The organism is Pirellulales bacterium (assembly GCA_019636335.1).
Taxonomy (GTDB): Bacteria; Planctomycetota; Planctomycetia; order Pirellulales; family JAEUIK01; genus JAHBXR01.
On record JAHBXR010000001.1, the window covers coordinates 368802 to 383266 of the forward strand.

At 62.4% G+C, this 14465-nt stretch carries 15 protein-coding genes; 7 read left to right on the forward strand and 8 right to left on the reverse strand.

Features of this window, described 5'->3' with window-relative positions:
• Nucleotides 1-2: 2 nt before the first annotated feature.
• Nucleotides 3-1055 (reverse strand): FAD:protein FMN transferase, encoded by a 1053-nt coding sequence (locus KF708_01540; protein ID MBX3411370.1) that lies wholly within the window; start codon nucleotides 1053-1055, stop codon nucleotides 3-5.
• 272 nt (nucleotides 1056-1327) lie between these two features.
• On the opposite strand from KF708_01540, the gene KF708_01545 reads away from it, so the two are divergent.
• The 3 genes from KF708_01545 (at nucleotide 1328) to KF708_01555 (ending at nucleotide 4615) form a co-directional block, all read left to right on the forward strand.
• A complete protein-coding gene (locus KF708_01545) occupies nucleotides 1328-2251 on the forward strand; it encodes a formylglycine-generating enzyme family protein (GenBank protein ID MBX3411371.1) in 924 nt (307 codons plus the stop codon).
• A gap of 82 nt (nucleotides 2252-2333) precedes the next feature.
• Nucleotides 2334-3644: a Gfo/Idh/MocA family oxidoreductase gene (locus KF708_01550; protein MBX3411372.1), complete on the forward strand. Its 1311-nt coding sequence runs from the start codon at nucleotides 2334-2336 to the stop codon at nucleotides 3642-3644.
• 116 nt (nucleotides 3645-3760) lie between these two features.
• Nucleotides 3761-4615: a YceH family protein gene (locus KF708_01555; GenBank protein ID MBX3411373.1), complete on the forward strand. Its 855-nt coding sequence runs from the start codon at nucleotides 3761-3763 to the stop codon at nucleotides 4613-4615.
• Between the two features lie 34 nt (nucleotides 4616-4649).
• Here KF708_01555 and KF708_01560 read toward each other — a convergent pair whose 3' ends face one another.
• The gene (locus KF708_01560; GenBank protein ID MBX3411374.1) at nucleotides 4650-5063 is read right to left on the reverse strand and encodes a hypothetical protein; all 414 of its coding nucleotides are present in this window, start codon (nucleotides 5061-5063) and stop codon (nucleotides 4650-4652) included.
• 317 nt (nucleotides 5064-5380) lie between these two features.
• Here KF708_01560 and KF708_01565 point away from each other — a divergent pair, with 317 nt between their 5' ends.
• The 3 genes from KF708_01565 to KF708_01575 all read left to right on the forward strand — a co-directional run bounded on the left by KF708_01565 (nucleotide 5381) and on the right by KF708_01575 (nucleotide 9126).
• Nucleotides 5381-6940 (forward strand): PQQ-like beta-propeller repeat protein, encoded by a 1560-nt coding sequence (locus KF708_01565; protein ID MBX3411375.1) that lies wholly within the window; start codon nucleotides 5381-5383, stop codon nucleotides 6938-6940.
• Between the two features lie 41 nt (nucleotides 6941-6981).
• The gene (locus KF708_01570; GenBank protein MBX3411376.1) at nucleotides 6982-7458 is read left to right on the forward strand and encodes a flavin reductase; all 477 of its coding nucleotides are present in this window, start codon (nucleotides 6982-6984) and stop codon (nucleotides 7456-7458) included.
• Between the two features lie 144 nt (nucleotides 7459-7602).
• The gene (locus KF708_01575) at nucleotides 7603-9126 is read left to right on the forward strand and encodes a sulfatase (GenBank protein ID MBX3411377.1); all 1524 of its coding nucleotides are present in this window, start codon (nucleotides 7603-7605) and stop codon (nucleotides 9124-9126) included.
• A 59-nt stretch (nucleotides 9127-9185) separates the two neighbouring features.
• Here KF708_01575 and KF708_01580 read toward each other — a convergent pair whose 3' ends face one another.
• The 6 genes from KF708_01580 to KF708_01605 form a co-directional block, all read right to left on the reverse strand.
• The gene (locus KF708_01580) at nucleotides 9186-10130 is read right to left on the reverse strand and encodes an alkaline phosphatase family protein (GenBank protein ID MBX3411378.1); all 945 of its coding nucleotides are present in this window, start codon (nucleotides 10128-10130) and stop codon (nucleotides 9186-9188) included.
• Between the two features lie 239 nt (nucleotides 10131-10369).
• Nucleotides 10370-11644, reverse strand: coding sequence for a Gfo/Idh/MocA family oxidoreductase (locus tag KF708_01585; GenBank protein ID MBX3411379.1), 1275 nt, complete (start codon nucleotides 11642-11644; stop codon nucleotides 10370-10372).
• A gap of 288 nt (nucleotides 11645-11932) precedes the next feature.
• The gene (locus KF708_01590) at nucleotides 11933-12559 is read right to left on the reverse strand and encodes a hypothetical protein (protein MBX3411380.1); all 627 of its coding nucleotides are present in this window, start codon (nucleotides 12557-12559) and stop codon (nucleotides 11933-11935) included.
• 20 nt (nucleotides 12560-12579) lie between these two features.
• On the reverse strand, nucleotides 12580-12984 hold the full coding sequence (locus tag KF708_01595; GenBank protein MBX3411381.1) for a hypothetical protein: 405 nt from the start codon (nucleotides 12982-12984) through the stop codon (nucleotides 12580-12582).
• On the reverse strand, nucleotides 12981-13382 hold the full coding sequence (locus KF708_01600) for a BlaI/MecI/CopY family transcriptional regulator (protein MBX3411382.1): 402 nt from the start codon (nucleotides 13380-13382) through the stop codon (nucleotides 12981-12983). The genes KF708_01595 and KF708_01600 overlap by 4 nt, the downstream gene beginning before the upstream one ends.
• A 125-nt stretch (nucleotides 13383-13507) precedes the next feature.
• Nucleotides 13508-13876 (reverse strand): AraC family ligand binding domain-containing protein, encoded by a 369-nt coding sequence (locus tag KF708_01605; protein MBX3411383.1) that lies wholly within the window; start codon nucleotides 13874-13876, stop codon nucleotides 13508-13510.
• Between the two features lie 235 nt (nucleotides 13877-14111).
• On the opposite strand from KF708_01605, the gene KF708_01610 reads away from it, so the two are divergent.
• Nucleotides 14112-14369 (forward strand): hypothetical protein, encoded by a 258-nt coding sequence (locus KF708_01610; protein ID MBX3411384.1) that lies wholly within the window; start codon nucleotides 14112-14114, stop codon nucleotides 14367-14369.
• Nucleotides 14370-14465 lie beyond the last annotated feature (96 nt).

Sequence of the window (14465 nt, forward strand, 5' to 3'; positions counted from 1 at the left end):
CGTTATTCCTTGGTGGAGTCCTCCAGACTCGCGAATCCTGGCGTTTCGCGCGTCTGGAGCTGACCGTCGATCATGCGTACGGCGAACGCCTCGACCCCCTCGATCGATTCGATGAGCTTGAATCCCCGCTCCAGGCCCAGCACGCAGGCGGCCGTGGCCAGGGCGTCCGAGGTCATACCGTTGGGGGCGATGACCGTCACGCTCATGCGATCGGTGAGGCCGATGCCGGTTCTCGGATCGACGATGTGCGAGTAGCGGCGTCCCTCGATCTCGACGAACTGAAAGGCATCGCCCGACGTAGAGACGGCGGCGTGCTGCAAGGTGAGATAACGGCTCGGCTCCCCCTTCTCGGCGTCGAGCGACGCCACACCGACGCGCCAGCCGGCGCGCCCTGGGGGAGGATCGCTCACACGGATGTCACCGCTGGCCGCGACGAGCGCTCGATCGATGCCCTGCTCCTTGAGGACGCGAATGGCCTCGTCGGCCGCGTACCCTTTGGCGATTCCCCCCAGGTCGAGCCGCATGCCCGGTACGGCGAGCGAGGCCTGGGGCCGTGTCGGATCGACCGAGAGGAGTCGGAAACCGACCCGCGGACGTGCCTCGGCGAGACGCCCGGCCGAGGGGAGCTCGTGCAGCTTGCGGGCGCGGCGCCAGAGCCGGACGTAGGGACCCACGGTGATGTCGAACGCTCCGTCGCTCTGCTCGGCAAACCGTTGCGAGGCCTGGAACACGTCCCACAACTCGGGGCTGATCGGATACATTCTGCCCGGCTCGGCCTCGCGGCAGAACCGCATCAGTTCGCTCTTCGGATCGTAGTCGGTAAAGAGGTCGTTGAGTTGCTTGATGCGGGCAAATGCCGCGTCGGCCGCGCGGTTTGCGACGACTAGATCGGTTGCGTACAATGAAACCGTAAACGACACGCCCATTTGGATCTGCGTGAAATCGAACCGCGTCAGATCCGCCGCGCCGACCGGCGCGGAGCCGCAGACCGCCGCCAGGCTGGCCAGCCCCACGAGCAGGAGTCGGAGCACCACGTGTCGTACCAGCCCTACCATCGTTTGCTCTCCCCCGAAACCCACCGCCTGTGACACCTATGACGCTCGAAACGTCTGAGACCTCGCTTGAATCCCCCGCTCCCCTGGCTGCACCCGCTCCCATACTCTCCAGCGTACGCTCGCCCGCTGTCGCGCCGCAATCGTCGGTGAACTGGCGTCGCGTGATCCTGGCGATCATCGTCTTCATCGTGGGGGCGGTGCTGGCGGTGACGTTGAACTCCCGCGTTGCCTCGGCGGCCGATAACTCGGCCGAGGCCAAGACGCCCGAGGAAATGAAGCCCTACACGCAGGAAATCGCCGGCACGCCGGTCAAGTTCGACCTGGTGCCGATCCCGGGGGGGCGCTTCGTGATGGGGAGCCCCCCCGACGAAGCGGGGCGAGGCGACGACGAAGGGCCCCAGCACGAGGTCGAAGTGGCTCCGTTCTGGATGGGCAAGTGCGAGGTCACCTGGGACGAATACGAGATCTGGATGTTCAATCTCGACATTCAGCGCCGAGAGATCCAGAAGCTTGAGCCGACCGAACTCGACAAGGTGGCCGACGCCGTCACGCGACCTACCAAGCCCTACACGGACATGAGCTTCGGCATGGGCAAGGAGAAGTTCCCGGCGATCTGCATGACGCAACTGGCCGCCAAGACCTACTGCCAATGGCTGAGTGCCAAGACGGGGCATTACTATCGCCTGCCGACCGAGGCGGAATGGGAGTACGCCTGCCGTGCCGGCACGACGACCCCCTATTCTTTCGGCGAAGATGCCGCGGCGCTTGACGAGTATGCGTGGTCGTTCGAGAATTCGGACGATACGTACCACGAAGTCGGAGGTAAGAAGCCGAATCCGTGGGGACTGTACGACATGCACGGCAACGTGGCCGAGTGGTGTCTCGACCAGTACGATCCGCAGTTTTACGCCAAGAGTGCCCAGGACGGAGCGAGCGTCGCGCCCTTCCTCGCGCCGACTCGGCCGTATCCGCACGTGGCGCGGGGCGGATCGTGGTACGACGATCCCGAGATGTTGCGCAGCGCCGCCCGTCGTGCATCGGACAAGACGTGGAAGGTGCAGGACCCACAGTTGCCGCAGAGCATCTGGTACTTTACCGATGCTCAGTTCGTGGGCTTCCGCGTCGTACGGCCACTGGTCGAGCCGTCGGAAGAACAAAAGGCCGCCTATATGGCCGCCGGAACGGAGAAGGAGTGAGTGGCTAGTGGTTAGTGGTCAGCAGTTCTGCCCACTAACCACTGCCCACTGCCAAACCATCGATAATCCAGGAGCTTCGAACATGACTCAGCCGGCCAATCCGTCGCGTCTTGTGATTCCCTCGCGGCGCGAGTTCTTGCGGTCGTCGTCCGCAATCGTCATCGGCGGAGCGGTGGCCGGCACGCTGTCGGTTTCGCGCAGTGCCCATGCCGGAGGCGACGACGCGATCCGCGTGGGGCTCGTCGGCTGCGGCGGTCGCGGCACGGGAGCCGCCAGCCAGGCCTTGCAGACCGAAGGCAATGTGCGGCTAGTGGCAATGGGGGATGCCTTCGCCGATAACCTGGCGCACAGTCTTGCAACCCTCGAAAAAGAAGAGCCCCTCAAGGGCAAGCTCGACGTGCCCGAGGATCGCCGTTTCGTCGGCTTCGATGCCTTCCAGAACGTGATCGACTCGGGCGTCGATGTGGTGATTCTCGCCACGCCTCCCGGCTTCCGCCCGCAGCATCTGGCCGCCGCCATCGAGGCGGGCAAGCACGTCTTCTGTGAAAAACCGGTGGCGGTCGATGCCCCGGGCGTGCGCAGCGTGTTGGCCACGGCGCAGAAGGCCAAGGAAAAGAATCTGGCGATCGGCGTCGGTCTGCAGCGCCACCACCAGAACGAGTACCTCGAAACGATCAAGCGCTTGCAGGATGGCGAGATTGGCGACATGGTCGCGGCCCGCGTCTATTGGAATGGCGCCGGCGTCTGGGTGCGCGACCGCCAGCCGCAGCAGACCGAAATGGAATACCAGATGCGCAACTGGTACTACTTCAACTGGCTCTGCGGCGACCACATCGTCGAGCAGCACATTCACAATCTCGACGTGATCAACTGGTTGAAGGGGGCGTATCCGACCCGTTGCCAGGGCATGGGGGGACGCGAGGTCCGCAAGGGACCGAACAACGGCGAGATCTTCGATCACCATGCCGTCGAGTACGAATATGCCGACGGCACGCGCATGTTCAGCTACTGCCGCCACATTCCCGGCTGCTGGAGCAGCGTGACCGAGCACGTCCACTGCACGAAGGGGACGGCCGACATCAGCGGCGGCAAGATCGAGCCGCACGGCGAAAAGGCCTGGCGTTATCGCGGGCCGAACAACAATCCCTACCAGACCGAGCACGACGATCTCTTCGCCGCCATTCGCCAGGGCAAGGCCTACAGCGAGGCCGAGTTGGGCGCCTACAGCACGCTCACCTCGATCATGGGACGCATGGCCACCTACTCGGGCAAGATGATTACCTGGGAGCAGGCACTCAACTCGGAGTTGAGTCTCGCGCCGAAGGAATTCTCGTTCGAGGCCACGCCCCCCGTCCCGTCGGTAGCCGTTCCCGGCCAGACGCAGGCTGTCTAGTTCGATCTGCAGACAGACTTGGGTTTTCAATGGCCACGTCGGATCCGGCGTGGCCATGCCCGGCTCAACGGTGCGTCTCGTCGCATGCCTCTTCGAATCGGAAAGGAATCGTCACGATGACCGATCCCGGTGCGCCCGAACCCCAGGCCAAGCCGCGCTGGCAGCCCATCTCGTCGATTGAACGACGTGTGGCGGGCGTGCTGGTCGAAAAGGCCAAGACCACGCCCGAGCAGTATCCGTTGTCGCTCAACGCGCTCAAGGTGGGCTGTAACCAGAAGAATAACCGCGATCCGGTGCTCGAATTAGAGCAGGAAGCGGTCGAGGCGGCCGTCGACAAGCTGCGCGAGCTAGGGGCCGCCGTCGTCGTGCAGGGGGGAGGCCGGGTATCGAAGTATCGGCATTGCCTGTACGAATGGTTCGGCGTCGACAAGGTCGAACTGGCTGTAATGACCGAGTTGCTGTTGCGGGGTCCGCAGACCGAAGGCGAGTTGCGTGGCCGAGCGGCGCGCATGGAGCCGATCGCCGATCTCGCGGCGTTGCGACCGGTGCTAGCCTCGCTCAAGACCAAGGGGCTGGTGGTTCCCCTTACGCCCGAGGGACGTGGCCACGTGGTGACCCACGCGCTCTATCCGCCGCGCGAGTGGGAACGCATCCAGGCGAAATTCGCCGGCTACGTTCCGCCTGGCGGTGGTGGCGACGATGAGGAAGAGACAACGTGGGCCAGCGCGCCGCAATGGCATGGTCCGGCAACTGCCCCCCCCGCGCCGCATGCCGCCGCCACGGGACCACCGCGTTCCGTCGCGTCCGAAGCGTCGAGTGGACCAGTCTTCGAGGAGAAGCTGGCCGAATTGCGGGAGGAGTTCGAGCGAGAAATTGGCACGCTGCGCAGCGAGGTGGCCGAGTTGAAGTCGACCGTCGCCCAGCTTCGCGACGAAAGCGATCGCCTGCGCCGCGAGCTGGGGGTGGTCTGATTCGGTCTTGCCGCTACGAGCTTCTTCTTGCCAATTAGTTGGTGCTGGCGTCGACGTTGGCCGCCAGTTCCTCGACCAGCGTGCGGTCGACGTGGACCGAGTCTTCACCAGTCACGGTCAGTTTGAACTTCTGCTTGTCGAGTTCGATCAGCTTCGTGCCGCGCACGTGAAAGTAGAGCTTCCGATCGCTCTGCGAGTTGCGCGAAATGCTCACGAGGTGACCGCCCCCTTTGACGAGCATGCTCGAGCAGGGAACGACGCCATCGAGGCTCATGCCCCAAAACGTGTCGCCCGTTCTTAATTCCATGGCATCAGGTTCTTTGACCACCGGCGTCGGGGGCTGCGTTACTTGTGTGCCCGAGGGATGGGGCAATTGTCCAACCTTCGCGCCGAGCATCGCGCCACCGAACGCCAGCGCAGCCAAGACCGGCAACGCAAGGCGTTTCATTTCAGTCCTTCCCAAGAAGTGAGGAGAGATGAGGTGCTTGGAGGGGAGTCTTCTTTCCAAGCATATTCAGTATAGTCCACACATTCTACGCTTGAATTTTGCAAGTTGTTCGGCAGCTAAAACTTGCGGTTTTTCAATCCAACTGGACAAAGGGGTTACGTCGCGCGGATGGCCCTCTCGCGACAGAATCCTTATGATGAACCGCACGGCGAAATGGGGGCCAATTTGGCCGGGCTGCACCAAGGCACAGTGAGACTGCTATGGCAACCGCAACTCCATCCGTGGCGGCACCAACCTGGCGCATCCGACGCCCCTGGGTGCCCGCCCTAGCCCTGCTGCTGGCGACCGTCGCGGTCGTGCTGATCTGGGTGTTGCCGGTCGAGTTTTTCGACCGTGGCATGCGTTTCAGCTTTTCGGCCCTGGCCGCCGTGCTGGGCTTTGTCACGGTCAGCGTGTGGTTCATCTTCAGCAGCGGGCTGCCATGGCGCTGGCGGACGGCCTATCTCGTGACGCTTTGCTGCCTGGCGCTCTTCTTTCCATTGACCGTGCGGCGCGTCGATTTCACGGGCGACATGCTCCCCTCGTTCGAATATCGCTGGCAGTTGGATCGCTACTCGAAGCTCGAAGCGCACCGCGCGAGCCATCGCCCCGCGGCGACAGCGACCGCAAGTGCCGAACTCGAGGCTGGTACACCGATTGAAGTCGGCCCGCACGACGTGCTCGAGTATCGCGGGCGCGAGCGCGACGGAGTGGTGACGGGGCCGGCGCTCGCGCGAGACTGGAACCAGCAGTCGCCCGAGAAGCTCTGGCGGCAGCCGGTCGGGGGGGGCTACGCGGCGTTCGACATCGTCGGGCCGTATGCCTTCACCATCGAGCAGCGCAAGGAGCAGGAGGCCATCGTGGCCTACGACAAGCAGACCGGCGAGGAACGCTGGGTCTATCAGTATCCTGCCTTCTTTTCCGAGGCCATGGGTGGTGAAGGGCCACGTGCCACGCCGACCTACGCCGATGGCAGGCTCTATTCGCTCGGTGCGACGGGCGTCCTGGCGTGTCTCGACGCGTCGACCGGCAAGTTGATCTGGGAGCGCAACATCTTCCAGGAGAACGCGGCCAAGAACCTGGTCTGGGGCATGAGCGGCTCCCCCTTGGTGTACGACCAACTCGTGGTGGTGAATCCCGGCGCGCAGCAGGGAAATCCCAGCAGCCGCGCCGTGCTGGCCTTCGAGCGAGACAGCGGACGGCTGGCCTGGGCCAGCGAGACGGCGATGGCCAGCTATGCCTCGCCCATGCTGGTCGAACTGGCCGGCGTGCGCCAGGTGTTGATCTTCGATGCGCAGGGCGTGGCCGGACTCGAACCCGCTACGGGCGAGCGTTTGTGGCGCCAGGAGTGGATCAGCGATTACGACATCAACGCGGCGCAGCCGGTGCTGATCGAAGGGGATCGCCTGCTCATCTCGTCGGGCAAGGGGAGTGCCCTGCTCCATGTCTCGCAGGTCGACGGCGCCTGGCAGGTCGATGAACTGTGGCGCAACCGCAATATGAAAGCCTCGTATGCGAACCCCGTCGTACACGACGGCAACATCTATGGACTCGACGAAGGCATCCTCGTCAGTCTCGATCTCGCCACGGGCAAACGCCATTGGAAGAAAGGCCGCCACGGCCACGGGCAACTGCTGCTCGCGGACGATCTGCTGGTGATCCTTTCCGAGCAAGGGCAACTCGTCCTGGTCGAAGCAACCCCCGAGGAGTACCGCGAGTTGGGCTCGCTGCCGGCCATCGAGGGACGCACCTGGAACAATCCCACGCTCGTCGATGGCACGATCTACGTGCGGAACCATCTCGAGATGGCCGCCTACAAACTGCCCCTGGCCCACTGAATAACGGTCGACCGTTCCATTCTTTCGAAGAGGAGACCCGCGTGGCGTTCGATTCGACTTTGCAGCGGCACATCATGGGTTGCTTTGCCACGGGAGTAACGGTGGTCACCACGCGGGCCGGCGATGAGCTTTCCGGCCTGACGGCCAATGCCGTGGCGTCCCTTTCGCTCAATCCGCCGCTGGTGCTCGTCTCGGTCGACCGCAAGGCGCACAGTCATGCGATCTTGCTGGCGGGACGCTGTTTTGCCATGAATATCCTCACCATCCAGCAAGAGGATCTTTCACGCCGCTTTTCGACGTCTGGGCCGAAGGACTTCTCGGATCTCGCCTGGCACGAAGCCGTGACTGGTGCCCCGGTATTGGACGGATGTCTCTCGTTCGTCGATTGCCGCGTGGTTGAAATCGTGGCTGGCGGGGATCACGATATCTTCATCGGCGAGATTGTGGCTGGTAACGTCGAGCTCGAAGGCGAACCGCTCGTCTACTACCGCGGCCGCTACCGCCGACTCGCCGAGTAGAAGATTCAACCGGCAAACGCGACAGAATGGCGAGCTCTCTGAAATCCTTTGCGCACTTCGCGCCTTCGCGGTAAGCATTTCTTTTCTTACCGCGAAGGCGCGAAGTGCGAGAAGGGCTTGTTCCTTTGAAAAAAGGTCTGCCCGATGCGGCGCATGCTTGGCAAGTTGGTGTTCTTGGTGGCGATTGGTTTCGTCGGCCTGGTTGTTCGCGGCGCCGAGGAGCGGCCGAATATCCTGTTCATCTTTACGGATGACCACGCGGCGCATGCCATCAGCGCCTATGGCTCGAAGATCAACCAGACGCCGAATATCGACCGCCTGGCGCGCGAGGGGATGATCTTTCGCCACTGCTTCTGCACGAATTCGATCTGCGGCCCCAGCCGGGCCGTGATCCTCACCGGCAAGCACAGCCACTTGAACGGCTTTCTCGACAATCGTTCGGTCTTCGACGGTTCGCAACAGACGATGCCCAAGCTCATGCAGCAGGCGGGCTATCAGACCGCGATCATCGGCAAGTGGCACTTGAAGAGCGATCCCACGGGCTTCGACGATTGGTGCGTGCTCACCGGCGGCGGCGGACAGGGGACCTACTACAATCCCGCGTTCAAGACCGCCGACGGACCCGAGACCCATACCGGCTACGTCACGGACATCATCACCGACAAGTCGCTTGCCTGGCTCGACGGGCGCGATCGGTCGAAACCGTTTCTGCTGATGTATCAGCACAAGGCGCCCCACCGCGAATGGGAGCCCGATCCGAAACACTTCGCTCTGTACGAAGACGAGGAAATTCCCGAGCCGGCGACGCTCTTCGATGACAACGCCGGTCGCACGAGCGCCGCGCAGAAGCAGGAGATGACCATTGCGCGGCATCTCACGGAGCGCGATCTCAAGCTCAAGCCGCCGGGCAATCTCACGCCCGAGCAACTGGCGGCTTGGAACCAGGCCTATGAACCGCGCAACGCCGCCTTTCGCCGAGCCAAACTCGAGGGAGAGGATCTCGTCCGCTGGAAGTACCAGCGTTATATCAAGGATTACCTGCGCTGCATCGCCTCGGTCGACGACAACATCGGCCGCGTGCTCGATTATCTCGACCGCGACGGGCTGGCCGAGAACACGATCGTGATTTATGCCTCGGATCAGGGCTTCTATCTCGGGGATAACGGCTGGTACGACAAGCGCTGGATGTATGACACCTCGTTGCGCATGCCCTTCATCGTGCGGTGGCCGAAGCGGATCAAGCCGGGCAGCGAAGACATGCACCTGGTGCAGAATCTCGACTTCGCCGAGACGTTTCTCGACGTGGCCGAGGCGCCGATTCCCGCCGACATGCAGGGACGCAGCTTGCTGCCGCTGTGGGCAGGTCGATCGCCTGACGACTGGCGACAGTCGATCTACTACCACTACTACGAATATCCGGCGGTCCACATGGTGGCGCGCCATTACGGCGTGCGCACGCCCCACCACAAGCTGATCCACTATTACGACATTGGCGAGTGGGAACTGTTCGACCTGGACAAGGATCCCGGTGAGCGGCAGAGCGTCTACGACGACCCCGCGTATGCCCAGATGCGCGATGAACTGAAGGCCGAGCTGGACCGACTGCGCAGCGAGGCGCGCGCCGAGGACTTTGCCGACGGCACGCCGACTCTCAAGAAGGCGCGTTAACGCGCGTTGTTTTTCCGCGGATCAAAGTTGGCGCGTGCGTCACGCACGGGGTGCGTGACCTACTTGAGTCCCACCGGGTGACCGTCGAGCTTCCATTCTTCCTTCGGCTTCACACCCAGGTGCGCGAGCACCGTGGCAACGGCGTCGACCAGGTGGACGCTTTCTTCGATCTGGCCGCGCTGGGCGTCGTCGCCGCTGACGATGAGAAAGCTGTTGAGAATATCGGGCTCGTTGTGTCCGCCGCCATGTCCGGTGCCTTTGCCGCCATGATCGCTGGTGACGACCACGAGCCAGTCCTCGTCGGCATACGTCTGGCGGTTCTGCACGGCTGTGAGGACTTCGCCCACGTGTTTGTCGGCGGTTTCGATGGCCGAGATGTACTCGGGCACCGTGGGATGGAAGCCGTGCTTATGGCCCGACTCGTCGACCTGGCCGATGTAGTAGAAGAGGACCGTGGGATCGCGCTCGGCCAGAATCTTGACCGCGGCCTTCGAGCCGGCTTCGTCAGTTTTGACGTAGTCGCCGTCGATTGGCGGCAGCACGGCGCCGACGTCGGCCGAGCTGACGATGTGCTGCTGGATCGGAATCCAGTCGACGATGCTCACCGTGTAGGCGTCGGGCTGGACTTCCTTGAGCCGGGCGAAGAAGTGGGGGTACTCGGTGTAGTTCTTGCCCTTGAACTCGTTGTCGTGTACCCCGTGCTTGTCGGCCCAGACGCCGGTGAGAATCGTCGACCAGCCCGGGCCGCTGATGGTGTCGTTCTTTTTGTAGCGATCGCCGAGGATGAGGCACTGCCCGGTATAGCAGCCGTTCTCCATCAGCTTGTCGAGATTCGGCGTCTTTGCCGCGCCGATCGAGTCGAAACGACAACCGTCGATGCCGAGGTAGAGGACTTTTTTTACCTTCTCGGGCTTGGCGTCCTTATCGGCGGCTTGCGTGGCCAACGTGGCGAGCAGCGTCAGAACCAGGGCGACGAGAAGCGGGCGGCAAAGATTCAACAACATGCGGTGCATGATTTCCTCGCAAGAATGGCAGTCGTTGGTGCTCGACGAATATCGTGTGGTGACCAATATCCGCAGCGCGCAGCGTTCGGGTCAAGCTGCACGAGGTGAACTTTATGAAAACTTTACGTGCGGCGGGCGCTGCCGGGCATCGCTGTGGAAATCCCGCGATGCCGTCGTCCTCGAAGTGCCCACTGCGGGGCGAGCCAGCAGTACTACACGATTGCCACTTTGTGTCCAACTTACGACACGGCTTCCGGCGTGTGCGTCAGGTCGAGGGTGCTTGCCGGAACCATCTTTTCGTGCTTGGCGTCCCAGCCCATCATCTGGTTGGTGCGCCACGATTCGTTGGCCATGTTCACCGCCACAACGCCGGCCAGGCCTAACTCCGGCGGGCAATTCAAGGGTTCGCCCAAGCGCAGGTGGTTGTGCAGGTTCGTGTGGTGCAGGTGGATGTCCTCGCCGCCGGTCTTCTTGTGCTCGGCCAGCACGCGATCGTCCTTGTCGCGGATGACCCAGCCCCCGGGGGTGAAGAAGAGCGTGGCGCGGTAACCGCGAATCAGGTGATCGATCGGCACGCGGTTGCTCATCGTGCCCAGCACGTAGACCGTCATACCGCGCGGGTACTCGCAGATCATCTCAAAGTTGTCGGGCAGGTCGCGGCCGTCGTTCCACTGGTAGATGCCCCCCATGCCCACCACGCGGCGCGGGTAGAGCAGGTTGCAGGCCTTCATGATCCGCGTGATGCGGTGAATGAAGAGGTCGGTGGCGATGCCGCCGGAGTAGACGCCGTAGTTGCGCCACTCGAAGTAGTGATGCGGGTTCCAGTCGACCTTCGGCGCCTTACCGAGCCAGGCCTCCCAGTTCAGGTCGGCGGGCTTCTCCATCTTTGCGTTGAGATCGGGCTGGCGCCAGGGGCCCTGCGAATCGTAGCGGCGGACGTATTCGATCTGCGCCTGCACGACCTGGCCCAGCTCGCCCGAGGCGATCGCTTCGGCCGCCGTGCGATAGCTGTCGTCCGACATGGCCTGCACTCCTACCTGCAAGGGACGCTTCGTCTCCTGCTGCTTGCGCATGACTGCCTGCGCCTCGGGAATGCTGTGCGTCATCGGCTTTTCGCAATAGACCGCCTTGCCGGCCTCCATGGCGTCGATCGTCATCGTCGAATGCCAATGTTCGGGCGTGGCGATCGTGACGTAGTCGATCTCCTTGATGTCGAGCACCTGGCGATAGTCGTCGAACGACTTTGGGGCCTCGACCTTAGCGGCGCCCGCCTCGGCTCGCGTCTTCCAACAGTCGGCCACGGCGACCGGCTCGAGGTTATTCGATTCTTTGAGCGACTTGATCGCGCTCAGGTGTCCGCCCCCCATGCCCCCGGCGCCGATGAAGCCGACGCGGATGCGATCGTTTGCCCCAACGATCTGGCCATAGCTCTTGGCGGTCCAGGCGACCGCCGTGGCAGCGATGCCGGTGGCCTTGAGAAACGAGCGACGAGACGGCGACTCAAACGGCGACATGGCAGGTGGGGCTCCAGAATGCTTGCAGGGCAGGGGGGCACGAGCGCCTAGAGGCGGGAATGCTTGCGACTCCGATGATAGTCGGAGGCATTCCAGCAGGCAAACTCTCGAGGAGAGGAGCCGCAAACTAGCGAGGACGAAGCGGGCTTAGCTCGCACCCTGGAGGTCCTTAGGATCGGGAATGTTGTTCGTTGGAGAGTACGATTCTTGTGAGCTCCGATGCACGGGAACTTTCGGCTCCTCTTGCAATCCCGGAAGCAACGACGATTCCTTCACGCTCTCTAACTCCTACAACTTCGCCTCCAACTGCTCGATCGCGGAGTCCCCCTTTGCCTGTTCCTGCTCGAGGAGACTCTGAGCATGGAGCAACTCGTTGTACTTGCTCGCTGCTGGACCGAGGTTCCTCCACCCTTCCTTTGTATCCTTCTTCGCGGTCTCCTTCGCGGCTTCCCACTCTTGCTTCGCGGTTTCGGTCGCGGTCTTGACCGATTGTATTTGCTGTTCAAGCATCCGCCGACGTCGATAGCAAGCCAATAAATGTTCTTCGATTTCTTCCATGTCGGTTAGTTCTGCTTCAGCAGGGGGCTGCGCAGGCTGGGTTTCGCCAGCGGCGGCTTCGGGGTCAAGAAGTAGTATTTCATCAGATTCGGCCGGGGCCGGCGGTTCGGTTTGCGCTGGTGTGAGTTCGTCGTCCAGGGGTGGCGATGGTGCTGTGGCGGCCGGCTCGCGATTCAGTTCGTTACGTATGGCATTAATCGAGCCTTGCAACTGGCGCACCGTATCTTGCAATCGCTTCAGTTCATTGGCCGTGTAGCCCGCGTTGTCGACTTTCTCACGATCGAAGCCGACGAGGCGATAGCCCGAGCGTTCGCTTTCATCTTTGATTTCGGCAAAGTCGGTGGCGACCGAGACCATCGGGTTTCTGAGTACCTGGCTCAGTAGATCTCGAATGGACTCTTCCGCAGCGATGGGGGTCTGGCTCCCGACGCTCGCGCGACCATAGAGAGGTCCCAGCGGTACGGATCCGCCTGGCTCGACGGTGAACCATCCGCGGCTCGGTTGGGCGTGGGAGATGGCGTCGTCTTGAATTGCGCGAGAAACATCTTCGTGTCGCAGACAGCACGTTCTATCTCGTAGTCAGAAACGCCCGCTGTCGGAAAACTCACGGCTGCGACGATCAACAGGAACCAGCAGGCAAGTGCCCCGATGAGCAGGCGATGGCGCGTCTCGGGTTGTCGTGGCGCGATGGCCCACATGACGAGAATCAGCACCGCCCAAACGAGGAAACCGCTCCAAAGGCTGTGCCAGAGCCAGAGACTGAGATAGTTGAGCTCGTTCATTTCGACCCCTTTTGCTTGCGGCGATAGTTTTCGATGGCTTCGCGAATCGATTCGATTTCCTTGGCGTCGGGTGAAGTCGCCTCGAGCAGGTGCGTGACGAGTTCTTCAGCTGAGCCTTCGAACAGGCGATCCCAGACGTCGCGCAAAACGCGGCGGCGCACGTTCTGCTGGGCCGATTTGGCGGCGTAGCGGTGCGACTTGCCCTGCCGCTCGCGCGTGACTGCGCCCTTGTCTACCAGGATGTTGAGCAACGTCATGACCGAGGTGTACGCCCGCTCGCGGCCACTGGCGGTGAGCCGCTCGTGCAGCTCGCGGCCGGTGGCGGGACCATGCTCCCAGAGGAGTTTTAATAACTCCAGTTCCGCGGGAGTTGGATGGGGAGATTGCGGCCGTGCCATGAGTTTATTCCTGCGAACGAGCCTGTCTTTTGACTTCGTCCCCAGATCTACTAATTCGTTAGTAGATTGTCAACAGGATTCTCCGCGGCGTCTTTTCTGGGGCGTAACGGGGCGGCGAACCGGAGTTACGGCGCGTCGTCACGGTGAACGGTAGTCGGAGAGAAGGCGGGAAAGCAGACGGCGATATACTCGGCGCCTCCAGCGTCGGGCGTGCTGTAGCGGATCCACTCGCCCGGCTCGGTGACGACGGCTTGGCCGGCACGCACGTCGAGCGTGCCCCCTTTATGTTCCACCCGCAACAAGCCGCGCAACACGACCGAGATTTCGAGAAACTCGGGCGTTTGGCCCGGCTCCTGCCAGCCGCCGGGGGAGATCATCTTCGCCACGCTTGTCACTTCGTGCGACGAATTGACGCGGCCGATGTACTCTTCGATCTGCTTCGGTGGCTGGCCAGCGGCTTCGATGCGTGTCGGCTTTTCGATCAGACGTGGCATGGTTTCCTCGAGTCAATGAAGAAGAATTCCTCACGCGGAGGCGCGGAAGGAGGTTGTTGCTCGGTATGGTGCGGCGTCAGTCTAACGGCGAGCATGCAATCAGGCGAATTGCGGCGGGCTGGCGAGCGGGTAGTGTGCTTGTTTTGTGTGCAGGCCGGCATTGGCCGGGCGCGTTTGGAGCTTTCACGAGCTGTTTGAATCGCTGCTGCGGCCGGCAGCGTGATAGAATGCCGGTATGGAAGGGCACCTCCCACAGTTTACGCTCCGCCGCCTCTTGATAGTGTTCACCGTCCTCTCGCTCGCAATCGGCGGCGCGGCCTCCTTTTATCGCTGGGGAAACGGGTTCGTTCGCGAGATCGAACGCGACTATGCGAGAACGCGGATTCTGGAAGAAGGGTGGGATCATCCCCACGTCAGAAAGCTGCTCGGCGACGCAGAAGTGGATCGCCTGCTGGAGGAGTATCATCACCGCAAGCCCACAATTGTCCCCTAGCGTCTGCACACGACTTATTGATGGTTGCGGCGGTAAGTGAGCCCGAATGTCTTGATCACTGGCATGCTGGCCGGGCTCCCGTTGGTCGCCCTGGGT